This window comes from Frigidibacter sp. MR17.24, from assembly GCF_037095655.1.
Lineage (GTDB): Bacteria > Pseudomonadota > Alphaproteobacteria > Rhodobacterales > Rhodobacteraceae > Frigidibacter.
This window is the reverse complement of record NZ_JBAWKE010000006.1, coordinates 142,728-163,681: the sequence shown is the minus strand read 5'-3', so window position 1 is coordinate 163,681 and position 20,954 is coordinate 142,728. Positions and strand designations below refer to the sequence as shown.

The 20,954-nt window shown below is 72.9% G+C and carries 17 protein-coding genes and 1 other annotated feature; of the genes, 10 read left to right on the top strand and 7 right to left on the bottom strand.

What is annotated here, in order from left to right; genetic code table 11:
- Window position 1: 1 nt before the first annotated feature.
- From coaBC to V8J39_RS17875, 3 genes are all read right to left on the bottom strand, one after another.
- Window positions 2-1,195, bottom strand: coding sequence for a bifunctional phosphopantothenoylcysteine decarboxylase/phosphopantothenate--cysteine ligase CoaBC (coaBC, locus tag V8J39_RS17885; RefSeq protein WP_336462310.1), 1,194 nt, complete (start codon window positions 1,193-1,195; stop codon window positions 2-4).
- A gap of 97 nt (window positions 1,196-1,292) precedes the next feature.
- Entirely contained in the window at window positions 1,293-2,027 is a 735-nt protein-coding gene (locus V8J39_RS17880; protein ID WP_336462390.1) for a ChaN family lipoprotein, read from the bottom strand.
- An 82-nt stretch (window positions 2,028-2,109) separates the two neighbouring features.
- Complete coding sequence (locus V8J39_RS17875; protein ID WP_336462309.1) at window positions 2,110-2,988, bottom strand: RNA polymerase factor sigma-32; 879 nt, start codon at window positions 2,986-2,988, stop codon at window positions 2,110-2,112.
- A gap of 258 nt (window positions 2,989-3,246) precedes the next feature.
- Here V8J39_RS17875 and V8J39_RS17870 point away from each other — a divergent pair, with 258 nt between their 5' ends.
- A complete protein-coding gene (locus V8J39_RS17870) occupies window positions 3,247-4,119 on the top strand; it encodes a glutathione S-transferase (protein WP_336462308.1) in 873 nt (290 codons plus the stop codon).
- Between the two features lie 110 nt (window positions 4,120-4,229).
- Window positions 4,230-5,762, top strand: coding sequence for a YifB family Mg chelatase-like AAA ATPase (locus tag V8J39_RS17865; RefSeq protein WP_336462307.1), 1,533 nt, complete (start codon window positions 4,230-4,232; stop codon window positions 5,760-5,762).
- Between the two features lie 24 nt (window positions 5,763-5,786).
- Here the strand turns inward: V8J39_RS17865 and gshB are convergent, their stop codons facing one another.
- From gshB to rsmI, 3 genes are all read right to left on the bottom strand, one after another.
- Complete coding sequence (gene gshB / locus V8J39_RS17860; protein WP_336462306.1) at window positions 5,787-6,749, bottom strand: glutathione synthase; 963 nt, start codon at window positions 6,747-6,749, stop codon at window positions 5,787-5,789.
- Between the two features lie 182 nt (window positions 6,750-6,931).
- A complete protein-coding gene (locus V8J39_RS17855) occupies window positions 6,932-7,414 on the bottom strand; it encodes a YraN family protein (RefSeq protein ID WP_336462305.1) in 483 nt (160 codons plus the stop codon).
- A 28-nt stretch (window positions 7,415-7,442) separates the two neighbouring features.
- Window positions 7,443-8,351: a 16S rRNA (cytidine(1402)-2'-O)-methyltransferase gene (gene rsmI, locus V8J39_RS17850; RefSeq protein WP_442902613.1), complete on the bottom strand. Its 909-nt coding sequence runs from the start codon at window positions 8,349-8,351 to the stop codon at window positions 7,443-7,445.
- A gap of 162 nt (window positions 8,352-8,513) precedes the next feature.
- Here rsmI and V8J39_RS17845 point away from each other — a divergent pair, with 162 nt between their 5' ends.
- The 4 genes from V8J39_RS17845 (at window position 8,514) to murJ (ending at window position 15,210) form a co-directional block, all read left to right on the top strand.
- Window positions 8,514-9,791, top strand: a complete 1,278-nt coding sequence (locus V8J39_RS17845) for a penicillin-binding protein activator (RefSeq protein ID WP_336462304.1) — start codon at window positions 8,514-8,516, stop codon at window positions 9,789-9,791.
- 40 nt (window positions 9,792-9,831) lie between these two features.
- Window positions 9,832-12,660 (top strand): [protein-PII] uridylyltransferase, encoded by a 2,829-nt coding sequence (locus tag V8J39_RS17840; protein ID WP_336462303.1) that lies wholly within the window; start codon window positions 9,832-9,834, stop codon window positions 12,658-12,660.
- Window positions 12,657-13,562: a hypothetical protein gene (locus tag V8J39_RS17835; protein WP_336462302.1), complete on the top strand. Its 906-nt coding sequence runs from the start codon at window positions 12,657-12,659 to the stop codon at window positions 13,560-13,562. The genes V8J39_RS17840 and V8J39_RS17835 overlap by 4 nt, the downstream gene beginning before the upstream one ends.
- A 106-nt stretch (window positions 13,563-13,668) precedes the next feature.
- Window positions 13,669-15,210 carry a murein biosynthesis integral membrane protein MurJ gene (gene murJ / locus V8J39_RS17830; protein WP_336462388.1) on the top strand — a complete coding sequence of 514 codons (1,542 nt, stop codon included), beginning with the start codon at window positions 13,669-13,671 and terminating at the stop codon, window positions 15,208-15,210.
- 37 nt (window positions 15,211-15,247) lie between these two features.
- Here murJ and V8J39_RS17825 read toward each other — a convergent pair whose 3' ends face one another.
- On the bottom strand, window positions 15,248-15,934 hold the full coding sequence (locus tag V8J39_RS17825) for a rhomboid family intramembrane serine protease (RefSeq protein WP_336462301.1): 687 nt from the start codon (window positions 15,932-15,934) through the stop codon (window positions 15,248-15,250).
- A gap of 102 nt (window positions 15,935-16,036) precedes the next feature.
- Here V8J39_RS17825 and trpS point away from each other — a divergent pair, with 102 nt between their 5' ends.
- The 4 genes from trpS to V8J39_RS17805 all read left to right on the top strand — a co-directional run bounded on the left by trpS (window position 16,037) and on the right by V8J39_RS17805 (window position 20,916).
- Window positions 16,037-17,095: a tryptophan--tRNA ligase gene (gene trpS, locus V8J39_RS17820; RefSeq protein ID WP_336462300.1), complete on the top strand. Its 1,059-nt coding sequence runs from the start codon at window positions 16,037-16,039 to the stop codon at window positions 17,093-17,095.
- Between the two features lie 83 nt (window positions 17,096-17,178).
- Window positions 17,179-18,843, top strand: coding sequence for a hypothetical protein (locus V8J39_RS17815; RefSeq protein WP_336462299.1), 1,665 nt, complete (start codon window positions 17,179-17,181; stop codon window positions 18,841-18,843).
- A 95-nt stretch (window positions 18,844-18,938) separates the two neighbouring features.
- Window positions 18,939-18,994 (top strand) — a sequence feature (sul1 is cis-regulatory element that is thought to sense ions involved in sulfur or methionine metabolism; They are found in Alphaproteobacteria).
- Between the two features lie 60 nt (window positions 18,995-19,054).
- Window positions 19,055-20,530, top strand: coding sequence for a SulP family inorganic anion transporter (locus V8J39_RS17810; RefSeq protein WP_336462298.1), 1,476 nt, complete (start codon window positions 19,055-19,057; stop codon window positions 20,528-20,530).
- A 170-nt stretch (window positions 20,531-20,700) separates the two neighbouring features.
- A complete protein-coding gene (locus V8J39_RS17805) occupies window positions 20,701-20,916 on the top strand; it encodes a DUF2945 domain-containing protein (protein ID WP_336462297.1) in 216 nt (71 codons plus the stop codon).
- Window positions 20,917-20,954: the final 38 nt, after the last annotated feature.

The window sequence follows — 20,954 nt, the reverse complement described above, 5'->3', positions numbered from 1 at the left end:
ATCAGCCCAGCGCCGCGGCGATGCGCGCGGCGAGGCGGCGCGCGACCTCGTCCTTGGGCAGGCGCGGCCAGTCCTCGGCGCCGGCGGCGTCGATGATCGTCACCGCGTTCTCGGCCCCGCCCATGATGCCGGTCGCGGGCGAGACATCGTTCGCCACGATCCAGTCGCAGCCCTTGCGCAGGCGCTTGGCGGTGGCATGGGCGACGACGTCGTCGGTTTCGGCCGCGAAGCCGACCACGAGGCCGGGCCGGTCGGCGCCGCGCGAGACGGTGGCGAGGATGTCGGGGTTTTCCGCGAAGTCGAGCGCCGGCGCCCGCCCCGAGCCGTCCTTCTTCATCTTCGAGCCGGCCGCGTTGGCCACGCGCCAGTCGGCGACGGCGGCGGCCATCACCGCGGCATCGGCGGGCAGCGCGCCCTGCACCGCCGCCAGCATCTCGCGCGCGGTCTCGACCCGGATCACCTCGACCCCGGCGGGGGGCGGAACGCTGGCGGGGCCGGTCACGAAGCTGACCCGCGCGCCAAGGTCGCGCAGCGCCGCCGCGATCGCGGTGCCCTGCGCGCCGGAGGAGCGGTTGGCGATGTAGCGCACCGGGTCGATCGGCTCGTGCGTCGGGCCCGAGGTCACGACGACATGGCGCCCGGCAAGCGGCCCGCCGGCCAGCGCGGCCTCGATCGCGGTCAGGATCTCGGCCGGTTCGGCCATCCGCCCCGGACCGTATTCGCCGCAGGCCATGTCGCCGGAATTCGGCCCCGCGAACAGGATCCCGTCCGCCGCGAGCGTGGCGCGGTTGCGCGCCGTCGCGGCATGGTCCCACATCCGCACGTTCATCGCCGGCGCGACCAGCACCCGCTTGTCCGTCGCCAGAAGCAGCGTCGAGGCCAGATCATCGCACAGCCCCGCCGCCATCTTCGCCATCAGGTCGGCGGTGGCCGGGGCCACCACCACCAGATCGGCGGCCCGCGACAGCTGGATATGGCCGATCTCGGCCTCTTTCGACAGGTCGAAGAGGTGACGGTGCGCCTCTTCGCCGGCCAGCGACGACAGCGTCAGCGGCGTCACGAATTCCTCGGCCGCGCGGGTCATCACCGGGGTGACGGCGGCGCCGCGGCCGCGCAGGGCGCGGATCAGCTCGGGGATCTTGAAGGCCGCGATACCGCCGCCGACGATCAACAGGATGCGCTTTCCCGCCAGCATGGCCGCCACTGCCTTTCCCACCCGCGCCGCCGTGGCGCGCCGTTGGCCCCAGCAGTAGGCATGCGCGCGCGCGATGACAACCGCCCGGAACGGCGCGTCAGTTGCCGCCGGGTGCGGCGAAGCTTGCGCAGGGGTCCTCGCGCGCCGGCGCGGGACTTTGCGCCCAGAGGTCGAAGGGCGCGTCGGGATCGTCGGTCTCGGTCTGCCCGACCGACAGCGGGCGCAGGCCGGGCGCCGCCAGCGCCAGCGCCGCGGGCACCGCGTCGCGCGCCGCGTGCCCGGCCCCGGCGATCACGACCACCGGGCCGCCGGTCTCGTCCAGGGCCTGCAGCGCGGCGCGGGCCAGCGCCGCGTCGCGCAGCCGCTGCGCCTCGACCATGCCGGCCATCATGTCGCGCGGCATCGCCTCGCAATGGGCGCGGAACTGCTGGTCCTCGGCCGCGATCTGCGCCTCGACCGACAGCGGCCGGTCGAGCCCGAAGCGCGCCGCCCCCGCGCCGAAGACGGCGGCCGCGCCGTCGGTCACCGCGCGGCGCACCTCGTCGCGCGGCAGGCCACCTGCGTAAAGCGCCGCGCCCGGGGCCGCGGCGAAGATCGGCGCATACATCGCGAAATCGGGCCAGCCGGAGGCTTGCCAGCTGAAGGCGCGCGACAGCGCCGGGGCATCGTCGCGCGCGATGCCCGCCGCGGCCGCGACCTGCGCCGGTTCGAGCATCTCGAAGACGAGCGCGGCGGGCCGGACCGCCGCGACGGCGGCGGCCTGCAGCCGGTGATGATCGGGGTTGTCGTGGATCTCGCCCAGCAGCACGACCTGCGCGCCCGCATCGGCGATGCGGGCTGGCAGTGCTGCGGGCGCGACCTCCTCGCCCGCCGCCGCGACCGGCAGCAGCGCGAGGATCAGGGCCGGCGCGAGGTCACGCCAGGAAATGGCGCACCTCGCCCGACTGGGTCTCGAGCGAGCGGCGCATCTTCGAGAACGCCTGCGCCTCGAGCTGGCGGATGCGTTCCTTCGACAGCCGCAGCTCGTCGCCCAGCGATTCCAGCGTCCGCGGCTCGGCGCGCAGCTTGCGCTCGCCGACGATGTAGCGCTCGCGCGGGGTCAGCGCGCCCATCGCCACGCCCAGCCACAGCCGCAGCGCATCCGCGTCGTGGCTTTCCGCCACGCGCTCGGCCGCCTGCGGGCTGTCATCCTCCAGCGCCTCGATCCACTCGCGCCCGTCCTCGTCCGCCGCCTGCGTGGCATTGAGCGAGAAGTCGGACCCCGAGAGCCGGCCCTCCATCATCTCGACATCATGCAGCGGCACGCCGACCTCGCGGGCCACGAGGGCGCGCATCTGGTGGCTGTCGAGCACCTCGCCCCGGTCGCGCGCCTCGCGCTCGAGCCGGGCCTGCACGCGGCGCATGTTGAAGAACAGCGCCTTCTGGCTGGAGGTGGAGCCGGTGCGCACCATCGACCAGTTGCGCATCACGTAATCCTGGATCGAGGCCTTGATCCACCACACGGCATAGGTCGAGAAGCGCACGCCGCGGTCCGGGTCGAACTTGTCGGCGGCCTTCATCAGGCCAAGGCCCGCTTCCTGGATCAGGTCGTTCATCGGCGCGCCATAGCGGCGGAACTTGGCCGCCATCGAAATCGCGAGCCGCATGTAGGCGGTGACCAGGCGGTGCAGCGCGGCCTCGTCGCGGTGATCGCGCCAGCGCACGGCGAGGCGGTGCTCGGTTTCCGCGTCCAGCAGCTCCGCCTTCATCGCGCGTCGCGGCAGAAGCCCGTCGGCCGATCCGTCAAGTGCCATGTCGGAACCCCCTTCTGTGCTGTAGGTCATCCGGGGGTTCGGGCCGGCCGGTCTGAACGGCGCGGTCCGTTTCCCACATCGCAACTACGCGCGAGACGGCGTCCGGGTTTCATGAAAAGTGCAAAGCGACTGGATTATCCGCGCGGCGGCGCTAGCGCGGTCCATCAGCGCCCGTGATCGGCGGCGCCACGAAACGGAATTGGCGGGCCGCGGCCCGGCAGGGCTAAGGTGCCGGCATCACAGGAAAGGACAGACGCCATGACCTATCGCCTCGCCATCGGGGACCGCACCTATTCCAGCTGGTCGCTGCGCGGCTGGCTGCTGTTCGAGAAGTTCGGGATCCCGGTCCGGTCGGAGCTGGTGCGGCTTTATGATCCCGCCTTTGCCCAGACGCTGCAGCCTTTCGGCAGCCGGCTGGTCCCGGTGATGATCACGCCCGAGGGCGAGGCGGTGGGCGACACGCTGGCCATCGCCGAGACGCTGGCCGAACGGCACCCCGCGGCCGGGATCTGGCCCGCCGACCCCGCGGCGCGGGCGCGGGCGCGCTGGCTTGCGGCCGAGATGCATTCGGGCTTCGCCACCCTGCGCGACCACGCGACGATGAATCTGTCGAAAAGCTATTCCGACTGTGCCCCGCCCCCGGGCGTGGCCCGCGACCTCGCGCGGGTGCAGGAGATCTGGGCGGCGGCGAAGGCGCGGTTCGGGCGCGCCGACAGCCCCTGGCTCTTTGGCGACTATTCGGCGGCGGACGCCTTCTATGCCCCGGTCGCGGCGCGGATCGCGGGCTACAACCTCGATGTCGGGCCCGAGGCGCTCGCCTATGCCCAGGCGCACCTGGCCGATCCGGCGTTCCGGCGCTGGCGCGCGATGGGGCTGGCGGACGGCGTCGTGCAGCAGATCTACGAACGCGACTATCCGCAGCGGCCCTGGCCCGGCCCGGCGCCGATCCCGGCCGAGGCCTGCGACGGCCCCTCGGTCAACGGCGCCTGCCCCTATTCCGGCGATCCCGTGACCCATTTCCTGCGCCTCGAGGGCCGGGTCTGGGGCTTTTGCAACGCGTTCTGCCGCGACAAGACCCTGGCCGATCCCGCCGCCTGGCCCGCGTTCGAGGCGATGCGCGCGGCGGCCTGATCGGCGGCGGCGGGGCCAGCGCCAGATCGCGGAAGCGGGCTCGCGTTAACCGATTGGTAACCACGCCTGATCGATGATCGGGACGGGGATGTCTGGGGCCGGGAGCCGGGATGATCGCACGGGCCCACACGGTCGCCTTCGACGGGATCGAGGCGCGGGCGGTCGAGGTGCAATGTGCGCTCAGCCCCGGTCTCCCGGCCTTTTCCCTGGTCGGGCTGGCCGACAAGGCGGTGTCCGAGTCGCGCGAGCGGGTCCGCACCGCGCTGGCCGCCCTCGGGATCGTGCTGCCCTCGAAGCGGATCACCCTGCACCTGTCGCCGGCGGACCTGCCCAAGGAGGGGTCGCATTTCGACCTGCCGATCGCGCTCGCGGTCCTCGCCGCGCTCGAGGTGGTGCCGGGCGAGGATCTCGACGGGGTGCTCGCGATCGGCGAGCTGTCGCTTGATGGCCGGCTCGAGCCGGTGGCGGGCGCGCTGCCGGCGGCGATGGCGGCGGCGGCCGAGGGCCGCGGCCTGATCTGCCCCGCCGCCTCGGGCGCCGAGGCGGCCTGGGTCGGCGCGACGGCGGTGCATGCGGCGGCGACGCTCGATCAGGCGATCCGCCACCTGACCGGCGCGGCGCCCCTGCCCCCGGCCCGTCCCGGCGAGATCGCCGCGGCGCCGCCCGAACACGACCTGGCCGAGCTGCGCGGGCAGGAGCGCGCCCGCCGCGCGCTCGAGATCGCCGCGGCGGGGCGTCACCACCTGATGCTGGTCGGGCCGCCGGGCGCGGGCAAGTCGATGCTCGCGCGCTGCCTGCCGGGGATCCTGCCGCCGCTGAGCCCGGCCGAGGCGCTGGAAACCTCGATGATCCAGTCGCTTGCGGGCGAACTGCGCGCGGGCGGCATCTCGCGGCTGCGCCCGTTCCGCCAGCCGCATCACACCGCCTCGCCCGCGGCGATCATCGGCGGGGGCCGCGCCGGCCGCGGCAGCCCGGGGCCGGGGCAGATCAGCCTCGCGCACAACGGGGTGCTGTTCCTCGACGAGCTGCCGGAATTCGCCCGCGGCGTGCTCGAGACGCTGCGCCAGCCGCTCGAGACCGGCGAGGTCGTCGTCGCGCGGGCCAATGCGCATGTGCGCTATCCCGCGCGGGTGCTGCTGGTGGCGGCGGCCAATCCCTGCCGCTGCGGCCATCTCGCCGATCCCGCCCAGGCCTGCGCCCGGGCCCCGGCCTGCGGCGAGGACTACCTGGGCCGGATCTCGGGCCCGCTGCTCGACCGCTTCGACCTGCGCATCGAGGTGCCGCCCGTGCCCTGGGCCGATCTCGACGCGCCGGCGCAGGCCGAGCCGTCGGCCGCGGTCGCGGCGCGGGTCGCCGCGGCGCGGGCGCTGCAGGCCGAGCGCTATGCCGCCACGCCCGAGGCGCGGCTGAACGCCGATGCCGGGCCGGCGCTGCTCGACCGCTTCGCGCTGCCCGATGCCGAGGGGCGCGCGCTGCTGGGGCGGGCGGCGGAACGCTACCGGCTTTCGGCGCGGGGCTATCACCGGGTGCGGCGGGTCGCGCGCACGATCGCCGATCTCGACGGGGCCGAGGCCGTCGGCCGCAGCCATGTCGCCGAGGCGCTGAGCTTCCGGCTCTCGACCGCGCCGCGGGACGCGGACTGACGAGCGGAACCGGATCTTGCCGGATCAGGCGGACCGCTTGGCCTCGATCGCCTGCCAGATCTTCTCGGCGGTGTTGATGCCGTCGAAGCGTTCCAGCTCCTGGATGCCGGTCGGCGAGGTGACGTTGATCTCGGTCAGCCAGTCGCCGATCACGTCGATGCCGACGAAGATCTGGCCCTTCTCGCGCAGCACCGGGCCGATGCGCGCGCAGATCTCGTGGTCGCGCTCGGTCAGCGCGACCTTCTCGGGACGGCCGCCGACATGCATGTTCGAGCGCGTCTCGCCGGCCTGCGGCACGCGGTTGATCGCGCCCACCGGCTCGCCGTCGACCAGGATCACCCGCTTGTCGCCCTTGGCGACATCGGGCAGGAACTTCTGCGCGATCAGCGGCTCGCGCGAGAAGCCGGTGAACAGCTCGTGCAGGCTCGACAGGTTGCGGTCGTTGTGGTCGAGCCGGAACACGCCCGCCCCGCCGTTGCCATAGAGCGGCTTGAGGATGATGTCGCCGTGCTCGGCCTTGAAGGCGCGGATCGCGGCCAGGTCGCGGGCGATCAGCGTCGGCGGCGTCAGGTCGGGGAAATTCAGAACCAGCAGTTTCTCGGGCGAGTTGCGAACCCAGAACGGATCGTTGACGACCAGCGTGCCGGGATGGATCCGGTCGAGAAGATGGGTCGTGGTGATGTAGGCCATGTCGAAGGGCGGGTCCTGGCGCAGCCAGACCACGTCCCAGTCGGCAAGGTCGATCTCGGTCTCGGCGCCCAGCGTGTAGTGGTCGCCCTTCACCCGCCGCAGCTCCAGCGGCCAGCCCCGCGCGAGGATGCGCCCCTCGCGATAGCTCAGCTTGTCGGGCGTGTAATAGAACAGCTCGTGCCCGCGCGCTTGCGCCTCGAGCGCGATGCGGAAGGTGCTGTCGGCATCGATGTTGATCGGGCCGATCGGATCCATCTGGAAGGCGACCTTCAAAGGCTTCGGCGACGCGTTGGGCATGGGCATTCTCCATCTGGCCGCCCGTTGATGGACTGCCGCGACGCAGGATGCAATCGGCGCCGACACGCCGGACCACGCAACGGCCCGCAGGAAAGACCGCAGAGGTGCCCAGACCGGAACCAGGGCCGGCGGCCCGCGGTCACCCCCACGTCACCCCAAAGGCGGCACGCGCGTGCCGGGCGTCAGGCGGCCAGTCCACCGGGCGCAAGGCTGTCGAACCACAGCACGTTCTCGCGGATCTGCAACTGCCCTTGCCCGTCAACCAGCGCGAGGTCGAAGGCGCAATCCGTCCCGAGCCCGCCGGGCCGTCCGCCGAGAAACTCGAGCGCCGCGCGCCCCAGCCTGCGGCATTGCCCCGGCCCCAGCAGGCGGGCCGCCCGGTCGAGCGAGCCGGACGATTTCACTTCGACGAACCGGTAGGCCCCATCGATCCACAGGACCAGATCGATCTCCCCGGCCGTCCCGCGCCAGCGCCGCGCGATCACCTCCGCCCCGCGGGCGAGATAGGCGGCCTCGACCTGCCGCTCGGCCGCAAGGCCGCGGTAATGCGCCAGCGTGCCGCGGTCGCGCCGGTCGCCAACAGCCCCGGTCCCGCCGCCGCGCGCCGCCAGCCATGGCATCGCCGCTTCGGGTCCCGCCCCGCAGATCCGTTCCACCGCGATCATCGCCGCCTCCGTTCCGGCGGCCCGGGCCTCAGCCCTCCCCGCCCTGTCCCAGCCGCAGCGCGGCCTGATACACTTCGCGCTTGGGCAGCCCCAGCGCCTCGGCCACCGTGGCGGCCGCATCCTTGACCCGCATCGTCGCCAGCGCCTGCCGCAGCGCCGCCTCCAGATCCTCGGCCGTCGCCTGCGGCGTCCGCGCCCGGTCGATCACCAGGACGATCTCGCCCTTGGGGTCGCTGTCGAACCGGTCGCGCAGGCTGCCGAGCGTGCCGCGGCTGATGTCCTCGTAGCGCTTGGTCAGTTCGCGGCAGACCGCGGCCTCCCGCGTCTCTCCGAAGGTTAGCGCCAGGTCGGCTAATGTTTCCCTAACCCGTTTCGGACTTTCGAACAGGATCACCGTCGCGGGCAGGCCTGCGAGTTCCAGGCACCAGGTCCGGCGCGCCGCGGTGCCGGTCGGCGGAAAGCCCGCGAACAGGAACCGGTCCGAGGCCAGCCCCGAGACGGTCAGCGCGGCCAGCGCCGCCGAGGGGCCGGGTGCTGCGAGAACGGTGAAGCCCGCCTCGATCGCGGCGCGGCCCAGCTGGTAGCCGGGATCGGCGACCAGCGGCGTCCCCGCTTCCGAGGCATAGGCGACCGAGCGTCCCTCGGCCAGCGCGGCCAGGATCCGCGGCCGCATCTCGGGGCCGTTGTGGTCGTGGTAGGGCAGGATCGAGCGGCCGGCGAGCGGGATGCCGTGGATCTCCATCAGGTGGCGCAGCGTGCGCGTGTCCTCGGCCGCGAGCAGGTCGGCGCCGGCCAGCGTGTCGAGCGCGCGCAGCGTGATGTCGCGGGCCGCGCCGATCGGCGTCGCCACGAAATGCAGCCCCGGCGGCACCGGCCGGGCCTGGGTCGACCCGCCGTGGCCGCCCGGGGCCGCGCTGCCCCGGCCCGCCCTGCGCAGGCCCGTTTCCGGGGCCCCGTCCCCGGTGCCGCCGCCGTCCGCTTCCGTCACATCGCCCCCTGAAAGATTGCCATCGATGGCCGGGTCACCTAGTGTCCCCCTGCGCCGCAGCCCCGCCGGGCGCGGACACGCGCACCGACGAAACATTCGAGGTCCTTGCCCATGTTCGCCATTTTCCGCGCCTCGCGCAAGCCCGTGACCGGACCAGCCGCTGGCCCCGCGACTGGCACCGCGATCGGCTCCGCCCCCCGCTCCGGGCAGACGGCCGAAGGGCTTGCCGCCCGGCTTGGCCGCCTCGCCCGCCGCGGCGCGCTCGGCGCCTCGGCGCTGTGGCTCGCGGCCTGCGACCCGGGCGCGATGGGCGCTAACGGCCCCTCGGTCGGGCGCGGCGAGACGGTGCAGGTGGCGCTTCTGGTGCCCGGCGGCACCGGCGACGCGACCGAGGAGCTTCTGGCGCGCAACCTGCGCCAGGCGGCCGAGCTGGCGGTGAAGGACCTGCAGGGCGTGACCATCGACCTGCGCAGCTACGACACCGGCACCTCGCCGGCCGCCGCCGGCGCCGCCGCGGTCCGCGCCGCGGACGAGGGCGCGATGATCATCCTCGGCCCGGTCTATGCCGAGGCCGCCAATGCCGCCGGCCTCGCCGTGCGCGGCCGCGGCATCAACGTGCTGTCGTTCTCGAACAACACCGAGATCGCGGGCGGCAACCTCTATGTGCTGGGCAACAGCTTCCAGAACAGCGCCAACCGCCTGGCCGCCTATGCCGCGCGCAACGGCCACGGCCGGATCTTCGTCGCCTCCGAGCGCACCGCGGGCGGCGAGGCCGGCCGCCGCGCGATCGAGAGCGCGATCGCGGGCACGGGCGCCTCGCTCGCCGGGCAGGCGAGCTACGACTTCTCGCAGCAAGGCGTGATGTCGGCCGCGCCGAGCATCGCCTCGCAGGCCGGGGCCGCGGGCGCGACGGGGCTGTTCCTGACCGCCGACACCGCCGGCGCGCTGCCGCTGCTGGCGCAGCTGCTGCCCGAGAACGGCCTGTCGCCGAACGTGGTCAAGTACATCGGCCTGACCCGCTGGGACATCCCCTCGCAGACGCTGGCGCTGCCGGGCCTGCAGGGCGGCTGGTTCGCCCTGCCCGATCCCGGCCCCTCGCAGCAGTTCGCCAGCCGCTACCAGTCGGCCTATGGCGAGGCGCCGCACCCGATCGCGGGGCTCGCCTATGACGGCATCGCCGCGATCGGCGCGCTGGCGAAATCGGGCCGCCCGAACCCGTTCTCGACCGCCTCGCTGACCCAGGGCGCCGGCTTCGTCGGCACCGGCGGCGTCTTCCGCCTGCGCGCGGACGGCAGCACCGAACGCGCGCTCGCCGTGGCCGAGATCCGCGACAACCGCGTCGCCATCATCGACCCGGCCCCGCGCAGCTTCGGCGGGGCGGGCTTCTGAGCCCGCGCCCCGGCGCCCCTTCCGACCGAGACCCGACCAGATGCCCCCCTCTCCCTCCGCCGCCACCGCGCCCGACACGGGCGCGGACAGCGCGGCGATCGCCGCCCTGCCCTTCGACGCCCTCTTCGACCGCGGCCCGCCAGAGCCGCTGATGGCCGCGGCCCAGCGGCTGGTCGACCAGGCGATCGCCACGGCGAGGGCCGAGGGGGTGACCCAGCTGCGCGCGCCCGTGGTGCAGGTGCTGGGCGCGCTGCGCACCGCCGGGCGCGCCCGCATCGCGGCCGAATTCCGCAGCCATCCCCGCACCGCCGCGATCACCGTGCGCGCCTATGCGCAGCTGACCGACGTGGTGGTGATCACCGCCTTCCGCGCCGCCACCCGCCACCTGCACCCGCTGCCCAACCCGACCGGCGGCCAGAAGCTGGCCGTGGTCGCCGTCGGCGGCTACGGCCGGGCCGAGATGGCGCCCGAATCCGACGTCGACCTGCTGTTCCTCAGCCCCTGGAAGATCACCGGCTGGGCCGAGAGCGTGATCGAGTCGATGCTCTACATGCTGTGGGACCTCAAGCTGAAGGTCGGCCACGCCTCGCGCACCGTCGACGAATGCCTGCGGCTGGGGGCCGAGGACGTCACGATCCGCACCGCGCTTCTCGAGAACCGCTTCCTCGTCGGCGAGACCGCGCTGGCCGAGGAGATGCAGATCCGGCTGCGCGCCGAGCTGTTCCGCCGCACCGGCCCGCAGTTCATCGAGGCCAAGCTGGGCGAGCGGGCGCAGCGCCATTCCCGCCAGGGCGGGCAGCGCTACGTGCTCGAGCCCAACGTCAAGGAGGGCAAGGGCGGGCTGCGCGACCTGCAGACGCTCTACTGGATCGCCAAGTACCTGCACGGCGTCGACGAGATCGGCGAGCTGGTCGAGATCGGGCTGTTCACCCGCGACGAATACCGCCAGTTCGACTATGCCGAGGACTTCCTGTGGGCCGTGCGCTGCCACCTGCACCTGCTGGCGGGCCGGGCGATGGACCAGCTGACCTTCGACATGCAGATCGAGGTCGCCTCTGCCATGGGTTTCGAGGACCGCGCCGGGCGGCGCGGGGTCGAGCTGTTCATGCAGCACTACTTCCGCTACGCCACCAAGGTCGGCGAGATCACGCGGATATTCCTCACCGCGCTCGAGGCGCGCCACGTCAAGAAGGCGCCCAAGCTCGAAGGGCTGTTCAAGCGGCGCAAGAAGGTCAAGCCGGGCTACCGCATCGACCTGAACCGGCTGAACATCGAGAATCCGAAGGCCTTCCTGTCCGACAAGCTGAACCTGCTGCGCATCTTCGACGAGGCGCTGCGCACCGGCTTCCTGATCCATCCCGACGCGATGCGGCTGGTGGCGGCGAACCTGCAGCTGATCGACGAGACCGTGCGCGACAATGCCGAGGCCTCGGCGATTTTCCTCGACCTCATGCTCAAGCACGGCAACCCCGAACGCGCGCTGCGGCGGATGAACGAGCTGGGCGTGCTGAGCGCCTACATCCCCGAGTTCGAGCCGATCGTGGCGATGATGCAGTTCAACGTCTACCACCACTACACGGTGGACGAGCACATCATCCAGTGCATCTCGACGCTGGACCGGATCGAGCGCGGCGAGCTGACCGAGGACCTGCCGCTGTCGAGCGCGATCCTGAAGGCCGGGGTCAACCGCCGGGTGCTGTACGTGGCGCTGCTGCTGCACGACATCGGCAAGGGCCGCCCCGAGGATCACTCGGTCATCGGCGCCCAGATCGCGCGCCGGGTGGCGCCGCGGCTGGGACTGGACGCCGAGGAGGTCGAGACCGTCGAATGGCTGGTGCGCTATCACCTGTTCATGTCCGACGTGGCGCAGAAGCGCGACCTGTCGGACCCGCGCACGCTGCGCGACTTCGTCAAGGCGGTGAAGACCCGCAAGCGGCTCGACCTGCTGACGGTGCTGACCGTCTGCGACATCCGCGGCGTCGGCCCCAACACCTGGAACGGCTGGAAGGCCGCGCTCCTGCGACGGCTCTACCGGCTGGCGGGCGAGCTTCTGGACAGCGGCGTCGAGGAGGTCGTGCGCGACCGCACCGAGGACGAGGCCAAGGCGCAGCTGCGCGCCGCGCTGGCCTTCTGGCCGGCCGAGAAGCTTGATGCCGAGATCGCGCGCCACTACCCGCCCTACTGGCAGGCGCTGGGGACCGAGGGGCACCTGGTCTTCGCGCGGCTGCTCGACGGGCTGAAGGACGACGAGATCCGCATCGACCTGATGCCCGACCTCGAACGCGACGCGACGCGGGTGTCCTTCGTGATGGTCGATCACCCGGGCATCTTCTCGCGCCTGTCCGGCGCGCTGGCGCTGGTCGGCGCGAACGTGGTCGACGCGCGCACCGACACCACCAAGGACGGCTATGCCGCGGCCGTGTTCTGGGTGCAGGACGCCGAGGCCAAGCCCTACGAGGCCGGCAAGCTGCCGCGGCTGCGCACGATGATCGGCAAGACGCTGAAGGGCGAGGTCCGCGCGCGCGAGGCGCTGACCGACCGCGACCGCCTGAAGAAGCGCGAACGCGCATTCAGCTTCCCGACCAACATCAGCTTCGACAACGAAGGCTCTGATATCTACACGATCATCGAGGTCGATACCCGCGACCGCCCCGGCCTGCTCTACGACCTGACCCGGACGCTGGCGTCCAACAACATCTACATCGCCTCGGCCGTGATCGCGACCTATGGCGCGCAGGTGGTCGACACCTTCTACGTCAAGGACACCTTCGGGCTGAAGCTGTTCTCGCCCGCCCGGCAGGAGGCGCTGGAGCGCCGGCTGCGCGCCGCGATCGCGGCCGGGGCCGAGCGCGCGCAGAACGGCGCATGACCGGCGCCCGGGGCGGCACCGAAGACGGCACCGGCGGGGATCCCCCGCACGGCGCGGGGGAAGACGATCCGCTTGCCCCCCTGCGCGAGGCGGCGGCGCGCCGGCTGACCCGGCACAAGAGCGCCGAGAACCTGCTGCCCGCGCCCGACATCGACTTCGCGCCGCTGAAGGCCGCGCGGGTCGATGCGACCGGCCTGTCGGCCGAGGGCGACCGGCGCGACTTCCGCGTGCAGCGGCGCAAGCTGCAGGTGCAGTTCGCCGGCCGCCCCGAGATCCTCGTGCTGCACGCGCTGGCGATTTCCTACCTGCGCCGGCGCACCCCCCATACCGAGACGGCGCAGATCCTGTTCCACCGGCTCTGGGCCGAGGAAGGCGCCTTCCTGCGCGCGCAGCTGAACGCGCGCTGGAAGATCTCGGCGCTGCAGACCTTCCACGACCATGCCGAAACCGAGGGCCAGGCCCTGGTCGGCGCCGTCGGCTTCACCTTCATGAACCTGATCAAGGTCTACGAGGCCGAGCGAAGCCTGGTGCGGCGCACGGTGCCCGCGGGCGGCGACGGCTCGCTGCGCACGCCGGGCTTTCCGGGCCTTGGCGGCTTCTGCCCCGGCGACGACATCCTGCGCAACATCACCGCGCTGGTGCTGAGCGTCGCGGGCACCGACCCGGTCGCGGGCCCGATCCTCGAGGACCTGCTGGCCGAGGTCGCGCGGCGCGACACCGTGTTTGCCCGGCTCGACGCGCTGGCCGACAGCCCGCCCTACGACCGGCGGGCCGAGTTCTACGGCAGCTTCGGCACGATGCTGGGGCCGAACGCGCGGGCCGGCGACGACCGCGCCCACAAGCGCGCCAGCGCGCACGACGGTGGCGCGCCCGGGGGCGACGGCGGCGGCCTGCCGGAGTGAGCCCCGCCGGGGCTAGGCGCCGTCCGGTGTCGGGCGTATGAAGGCGCCCGCGCACAGCAGCAAGACGGGCCGCAAGACGCCCGCGAGAGGGGCAGAGATGTCGACGATACGACCCGTGCGGCTGGTCCGCGGCTTTCTGACCGTGGGCGGCTGGACGCTTGGCAGCCGCGTCGTGGGCTTCGTGCGCGACGTGATGATCGCGGCCTATGTCGGCGCGGGCCCGGTGGCCGAGGCCTATTTCGTCGCGACCTCGCTGCCCAACATGTTCCGCCGCTTCTTCGGCGAGGGCGCGTTCAACACCGCCTTCGTGCCGATGTTCTCGAAGAAGCTCGAGGGGCAGGAGGATGCCCGCGCCTTCGCCGAGCGCGCGATGGCGGGGCTGCTGCTGGTCTCGGGCGTGGTCACGGCGCTTGGCATGATCGCGATGCCCTGGCTGGTGCTGGTGATGGCCTCGGGCTTTGCCGGCGACGAGCGGGCGGCGCTGGCCACGCTGTATGGCTGGATCTGCTTTCCCTACATGGTGCTGATCTCGCTGACGGCGCTGTTGTCGGGGCTGCTGAACGCGGGCGGGCGCTTCGTCGCGGCGGCGGCAGCACCGGTGCTGATGAACCTCGTGCTGATCGCGGCGATGCTGGGCGCGGACCGGTTCGGCTGGGACATGGGGCTGGCGATGGCCTGGTCGACGCCGGTCGCGGGCGTGGTGCAGCTGGCGCTGTGCTGGACGGCGGCGGCGCGGATGGGCTTCCCGCTGCGGCTCGTGCGGCCGCGGCTGGATCCCGACATGCGCCGGATGCTGGCGATCGCGGGACCGGCGGTGCTGGCGGGGGGCGTGGTGCAGGTCAACCTGCTGGTCGGGCGGCAGGTGGGGTCGTTCTTCGACGGCGCCATCGCCTGGCTGACCTATGCCGACCGGCTGTACCAGCTGCCGCTGGGCGTCGTCGCCATCGCGATCGGCGTCGTGCTGCTGCCCGACCTGTCGCGGCGGCTGAAGGCGGGCGATGTCGGCGGCAGCCGCCACGCCTACAGCCGCGGCACCGAATTCGCGCTGTTCCTGACCGTTCCGGCCGCCGTCGCGCTGATGGTGATCGCGGGGCCGCTGATTTCGGTCCTGTTCCAGCGCGGCGATTTCGATGCCGCGGACGTGGCCCCGACCGCGCTGGCGCTAGCGATCTACGGCGCGGGGCTGCCGGCCTTCACGCTGCAGAAGGTGCTGCAGCCGCTGTACTTCGCGCGCGAGGACACCCGGCGGCCGTTCCGCTTCGCCGTCCACGCGATGATCGTCAACGCGGTGGTCGCGATCGGGCTGTCGCCGGTCATCGGTTTCTCGGCCGCCGCGCTCGCGACGACGCTGGCGGGCTGGACCATGGTCGCGCAGCTGGCGCTGCACGCGCGCGACATGGGCGAGGCCGCGTCCTGGGACGACCGGCTGCGCCGGCGGCTGCCGCGGATCGTGCTCGCCTCGGCGCTGATGGGCGGGGTGCTGTGGGTGATGGCGCGCTGGCTCGACGCGGCGCTGCACGCCCCCGGCACGCGCTATGCCGCGCTGGCCGGGCTGATCGGCGCGGGCGTCGCGGTCTACGGCGCGGCGGCGGTGGCGCTTGGCGCGTTCCGGCCGTCGGACCTGAAGGCGGGGCTGCGGCGGGGCTGAAGGCGGGAGCGGCGGCGCGGCTGACGGCGGCGGCCGATCAGCGCGCGCGCAGCCGGCGCAGCACCGCGCGCCAGCCGCCCGGCGCCACCACGAAGGACACGAGGAACCCGGCGGCGAAGCCCGCGATCTCGGACACCGTCTGCCAGGTGCCGCCGAAGATCAGCCCGAACACCAGCTGGATCCCCAGCAGGAACCCGATCAGCGAGAAGGCGCGGTACTGGTTGGCCTGCACCGCCCCGAGCCGCTGCCACAGGATGAAGGTGAAGGCCCCGATCAGCCCGTAGACCGGCGGGTAGCCACCGTACAGCGGCGGCAGGTCGCCCGGGATCACCGTGTAGACCAGCGCCCCCGCGATCGCGGCCACCACGAAGACCGTGACCACCGCGAGGGCCGAGAACACCTCGGCCACCATCTTGCCAAGCGCGAGCAGGAACACCGCGACGAACAGCGCATGCGTCATCGAGCCGTGCACGAAGGGATAGGTCAGGATCCGCACCAGCTGGCCCGGCGGCCAGTGCCCGTTCTCGAGCATCCAGCGAAACAGCTGCGGCGAGAAGCTGAAGCGCTGCAGCGCATCCAGCCGCCAGCCGATGGCGCCCGCCCCGCCCACGAGGCCCGAGCCGCCGGCCGACAGCACGATCTCCATCGCCGCGACCGGCAGGAACAGCGCCCAGACGACGGGCGGGATCGGGTTCAGGGGGCTTTCGCCGCGGGGCTCGTTCATGGCGTTGGGGGGCCGCTTCTCGTTGACCTGACTGCGACCCAGCGATAAGCGACGGGGGCCGGAAACTCCAGCCTCCGGTGCCCTTTCACGGAAAGATCCGCCATGACCCAAGCGCCTTCCACCGCGCTCTCGCCGAACGCCGCCTTCACCCCTCGCGTCTTCTCGGGCATCCAGCCGTCCGGCGGCCTGACGCTGGGCAACTATCTGGGCGCGCTCAAGCGCTTCGCCGAGATGCAGGACGAGGGCTTCGAGTCGATCTACTGCCTGGTCGACATGCATGCGATCACCGTCTGGCAGGACCCCGTGGCGCTGGCGAACCAGACGCGCGAGGCGGCCGCCGCCTTCATCGCCGCGGGCGTGGACCCGGCGCGCTCGGTCCTGTTCAACCAGAGCCAGGTCTCGGGCCATGCCGAGCTGGCGTGGATCTTCAACTGCGTCGCCCGCCTTGGCTGGATGAACCGGATGACCCAGTTCAAGGACAAGACCGCCGGCAAGAACGCCGAGAACGCCTCGCTCGGGCTTTATGCCTATCCGTCGCTGATGGCGGCCGACATCCTTCTGTACCACGCGACCCATGTCCCCGTGGGCGAGGACCAGAAGCAGCACATCGAGCTGACGCGCGACATCGCGGCCAAGTTCAACCACGACTACGGGGTCGAGTTCTTCCCGATCACCGAGCCGGTGATCGAGGGCGCGGCGACCCGGGTGATGTCCCTGCGCGACGGCACCAAGAAGATGTCGAAATCCGATCCCTCGGATGCGAGCCGGATCAACCTGACCGACGATGCCGATGCCATCGCCTCGAAGATCCGCAAGGCCAAGACCGATCCCGAGCCGCTGCCCGAGACGCTCGACGGCCTGAAGGAGCGCCCCGAGGCGAAGAACCTCGTCAACATCTACGCCGCGCTGTCGGGGATGACCGCCGAGGCGGTGGTGGGCGAGTTCGCCGGCAAGGGCTTTGGCACCTTCAAGCCCGCGCTGGCCGAGCTGGCGGTGGCGCAGATCGCGCCGATCACCACCGAGATGAACCGGCTGATGGCCGACCCGGCCGAGATCGACCGCATCCTCGGCGCCGGCGCCGAGAAGGCCGACGCGATCGCCGCCCCGATCCTTGCGCGCACGCAGGAGATCGTCGGCATGATCCGGTCGCGGGCGCGGTGAGCCCGCCGTCGCCGCCCCCCGGCGGCGATGATCCCCCGCCGCCGCCGCGGCGGGACGCGCCGGCGCGCCCGCCGGCCAGCGGCATGAGCGCGGCGATGGACCGGCTGAAGGCGGCCCATGCCGAACAGCGGCGCGGACGCCCGGCGGCCGTTGCCGCGGCGGCGCCCGCCCCCTCCGCCGTCGCGGCCGCGCGCCGCGAACCACCGGTCACCGCCGCCGGACCCGCGCGGCCGCTCGCGCCGGCCGCGCCAGCGGTCCCGCCCGTCGAACCGCGCCCCGAGGAGGCCCCTCCTCCCGACGATCTGCCCACCGGCACCTCGCACGCCGACACCCCGCCCGCCGACGACCTGCCGTCCGCCGAGGCGGTGCCCGCCCCCGACCCGGCGGCGCATCTGCGCGGCGTGCGCTCGGGCGATCCGCGCGTCGATGGCGCCGCGCTCGGGCAAAGGCTCGCGCGGCTGCCGGCGATGCGCAGCGGCATGCCCCTTGCCACGCCCCCTACCCACGAGGCCCCTCCCCACGGGGCCCCTGCCGGCGACGCCGCCGTCGGCGAGGCCCGGCCCGACGTCACGACCCGGGGCAGGCCCGTCGCCGTCGAGGGGCCGCCACCGCGGCCCGCCGCCCCCCCGCCCCCGCCGCGCGGCGACCGGATCGGCCGCGGTGCCCGGCTGGCGGCGCGGCGGCTGCTGCTGGTGCTGCTGGTGCTGTCGCTGATCGGTGGCGCCCGGTCGTTGGCCCATATCGCCGCCACGCCCGGGCTCGGCCCCTTCGTCGATGCCGGGCAAGAGCAGATCCGCGCCGCGATGGACCGCGAGATGGCGCGCAGCGCCACGCCCGAGCGGGTGCTCGGGCGGCTTGATGCGCTTCTGTCCGCGCCCGAGCGCAACTGGGTCGCGATCGACGCCGTGATGGGCGTGGCCGAAGAGCGCGGCGTGTTCCTGCCCGCCGAGATGCTGGCGCGGATCGACGCGGCGCAGAGCGCGGACGAGGGGCTGTGGGCCACGGCGGCGGGCTGCCTTGCCTGCCTTGCCAATCCCGCCGCCTGCCAGCTGTCGGCGCAGCTGCTGTGCCAGGCGCCGATGGTGCTGACCCCCGCCGGCGACATCGCCGCCGTCGGTACCGAGGCGGTGTCCTGGGCGCGCGGCGGCGATGTCGACCGCGTCAACCTCGCGCTCGGGCTTGCCGGGCTTGGCGCCACGGCGGCGATCGTGGCCACCGGCGGCACCAGCCTGCCGATCAAGATCGGCGCGGGGGCGCTGCGCACCGCGCGCAGCATGGGCCTCGTCTCGGCGCGGCTCGGCGCCATGCTCGCGCGCGCGGCGGACGAGGGCATCGACTGGGGCCGGATGCGCGGGCTCGGGATCGCGCGCGCGCTCGACGGCGAGACGCTGCCGGGGCTGGTGCGCCCGGCCGCGCTGGCGCCGCTGCGCGCGACGGCCGTGGCGCTTGGCCGGATCGAGGCCGCGACCGGCCCGCGCGCGGCGCTGCACCTGCTGTCGCGCATCGACGACGCGACCGAGGCGCGCCGGATCGCCAATGCCGCCGAGGTGCTGGGGCCGCGCACCGTCGGCCGGATCGAGGTGCTGGGCAAGGGCCGGTTCCTGCGCGCCACGGTGCGCCTGACCGATCTTGCGCTGCAGACCATCGCCAGCCTCGTCGGCCTGATCCTCGCGGCGGGCGGGCTTGCCTCCTCGGCCTGCAGCCATGCGACGCTGCGCCTGCTGCGCCGCCGCCTCGCCCGGGCCTGACGCCGCCCCGCCCGCCGCCTGGCGCCGCGCGGCGCCGCGCTGCGGCGAAAAGGTTGCCGCAACGGCGCAGATCTGCTATCCCCTCGCCCCAGCAGACAGGAGCGGGTGCGATCCCCGCTGGCTCTTCCGGCCGCCGATCCGCCGGACAACCGACCGGGCCCACAGGTCAGCCAATGCGCGACCCGGCCCGACCACCGGAACGAACAATTACATGCACAAGGACAGCTACGCCCGGCAGTGGACGGGCAACATCCGCGCCGACCTCCTCTCGGGCCTCGTCGTCGCGCTCGCCCTGATCCCCGAGGCGATCGCCTTCTCGATCATCGCCGGGGTCGACCCCAAGGTGGGGCTCTATGCCTCGTTCTCGATCGCGGTGATCACCGCGATCTTCGGCGGCCGGCCCGGGATGATCTCGGCCGCGACCGCGGCCACGGCGGTGCTGATGGGCACGCTGGTCAGGAACCACGGCCTCGACTACCTGCTCGCGGCCACGGTGCTGGCGGGCGTGGTGCAGATGATCGCGGGGGCGCTGAAGCTGGGCTTCGTGATGCGCTTCGTGTCGCGCTCGGTGATGACGGGCTTCGTCAACGCGCTGGCAATCCTGATCTTCATGGCGCAGCTGCCCGAGCTGGACCCGTCGCGGGTGCCGATGCTGACCTACCCGCTGGTCGCGGCGGCGCTGGCGATCATCTACCTGTTCCCGCGCCTGACGCGCGCGGTGCCCGCGCCGCTGGTGGCGATCGTGGTGCTGACCGCCTGCTCGATGGCCTTCGGCTGGGACGTGCGCACCGTCGCCGACATGGGCGCCCTGCCCGACGCGCTGCCCAGCCTGATGCTGCCCGACGTGCCCTTCACGCTGGAGACGCTGCAGATCATCGCGCCCTATTCGGTCGCGGTCGCCGCCGTCGGCCTGCTGGAAAGCCTGATGACCCAGCAGATCGTCGACGACCTGACCGACACCGGGTCGAACCGCAACCAGGAATGCATCGGCCAGGGGCTCGCCAACTTCTGCACCGGCTTCATCGGCGGGATGGCGGGCTGCGCGATGATCGGCCAGTCGGTGATCAACGTCACCTCGGGCGGGCGCGGCCGGCTGTCGTGCTTCTTCGCCGGGGTGATGCTGCTGATCTTCGTGACCTTCCTCAACGCCTGGGTCGGCCAGATCCCGATGGCGGCGCTGGTCGCGATCATGATCATGGTCTCGGTCGGCACCTTCTCGTGGCGCTCGCTCGGCCAGCTGCGCGACCATCCGCTGCCGTCCTCGGTGGTGATGCTGGCGACGGTCGCGGTGGTCGTGGCGACGCACAACCTCGCCTTCGGCGTGCTGACCGGGGTGCTGCTGTCGGGGATCTTCTTCGCCTGGAAGATCTCGCGCCTGTTCACCGTCACCTCCGAACGCGAGGGCGACCACCGGCACTACCGGGTCGAGGGGCAGCTGTTCTTCGCCTCGGTCGAGGCGTTCATGGCCGCCTTCGACTTCCGCGAGCGCCTCGCCCGGGTGACGATCGACGTCTCGGGCGCCCATGTCTGGGACATCTCCTCGGTCGCGGCGATCGACCAGGCGGTGGTGAAGTTCCGCCGCGCCGGCGCCGAGGTCACGTTGACCGGCCTCAACCGCGCCTCGCAGACCCTGGTCGAGCGTCTGGGCCGGCACGACAAGCCCGACGCGGGCATCGCCGCGCACTGATCCTCGACTTTGCCCAAATATCCCGGGGGGCGGCGCAGCCGCGGGGGCGGAGCCCCCTCTGCCCCCCGGGACCGCCCCCGCCCGCTTCCCCCGCCCGCCTCCCTCATCCGCCCCGTCCCGGGAACGGCCCGCCGCCACGGCGCGTTGCCACCCGCAGCAGGAGGTGCGCGATGAGCAGATTTTCCAAGGGCGACACCGTCGCCTGGTCCTGGGGCCGCGGCGAGGGCAAGGGCGAGGTGGCCGAGGTGTTCACCCGCCGAGTCAAGCGCCGCATCAAGGGGCGCGAGATCACCCGCAACGGCAGCCGCGCGCGGCCGGCCTACCTGATCCGGCAGGACGACGGCGACCGGGTGCTGAAGCTCGACTCCGAACTGTCGCGCCCCTGACCACGCCGCGGCGCGCCCGGCCCCTGCGCGCCTGGCCC

Bases quoted from the DNA above. Each gene is read 5' to 3' on its own strand.
- V8J39_RS17865 (WP_336462307.1), top strand. From the start codon at position 4,230: ATGATCGCACGGGCCCACACGGTCGCCTTCGACGGGATCGAGGCGCGG.
- trpS (WP_336462300.1), top strand. From the start codon at position 16,037: ATGACCCAAGCGCCTTCCACCGCGCTCTCGCCGAACGCCGCCTTCACC.
- V8J39_RS17870 (WP_336462308.1), top strand. From the start codon at position 3,247: ATGACCTATCGCCTCGCCATCGGGGACCGCACCTATTCCAGCTGGTCG.
- V8J39_RS17815 (WP_336462299.1), top strand. From the start codon at position 17,179: ATGAGCGCGGCGATGGACCGGCTGAAGGCGGCCCATGCCGAACAGCGG.
- V8J39_RS17840 (WP_336462303.1), top strand. From the start codon at position 9,832: ATGCCCCCCTCTCCCTCCGCCGCCACCGCGCCCGACACGGGCGCGGAC.
- V8J39_RS17825 (WP_336462301.1), bottom strand. From the start codon at position 15,934: ATGAACGAGCCCCGCGGCGAAAGCCCCCTGAACCCGATCCCGCCCGTC.
- V8J39_RS17855 (WP_336462305.1), bottom strand. From the start codon at position 7,414: ATGATCGCGGTGGAACGGATCTGCGGGGCGGGACCCGAAGCGGCGATG.
- V8J39_RS17805 (WP_336462297.1), top strand. From the start codon at position 20,701: ATGAGCAGATTTTCCAAGGGCGACACCGTCGCCTGGTCCTGGGGCCGC.
- V8J39_RS17835 (WP_336462302.1), top strand. From the start codon at position 12,657: ATGACCGGCGCCCGGGGCGGCACCGAAGACGGCACCGGCGGGGATCCC.
- V8J39_RS17810 (WP_336462298.1), top strand. From the start codon at position 19,055: ATGCACAAGGACAGCTACGCCCGGCAGTGGACGGGCAACATCCGCGCC.
- gshB (WP_336462306.1), bottom strand. From the start codon at position 6,749: ATGCCCAACGCGTCGCCGAAGCCTTTGAAGGTCGCCTTCCAGATGGAT.
- coaBC (WP_336462310.1), bottom strand. From the start codon at position 1,195: ATGCTGGCGGGAAAGCGCATCCTGTTGATCGTCGGCGGCGGTATCGCG.
- V8J39_RS17845 (WP_336462304.1), top strand. From the start codon at position 8,514: ATGTTCGCCATTTTCCGCGCCTCGCGCAAGCCCGTGACCGGACCAGCC.
- V8J39_RS17875 (WP_336462309.1), bottom strand. From the start codon at position 2,988: ATGGCACTTGACGGATCGGCCGACGGGCTTCTGCCGCGACGCGCGATG.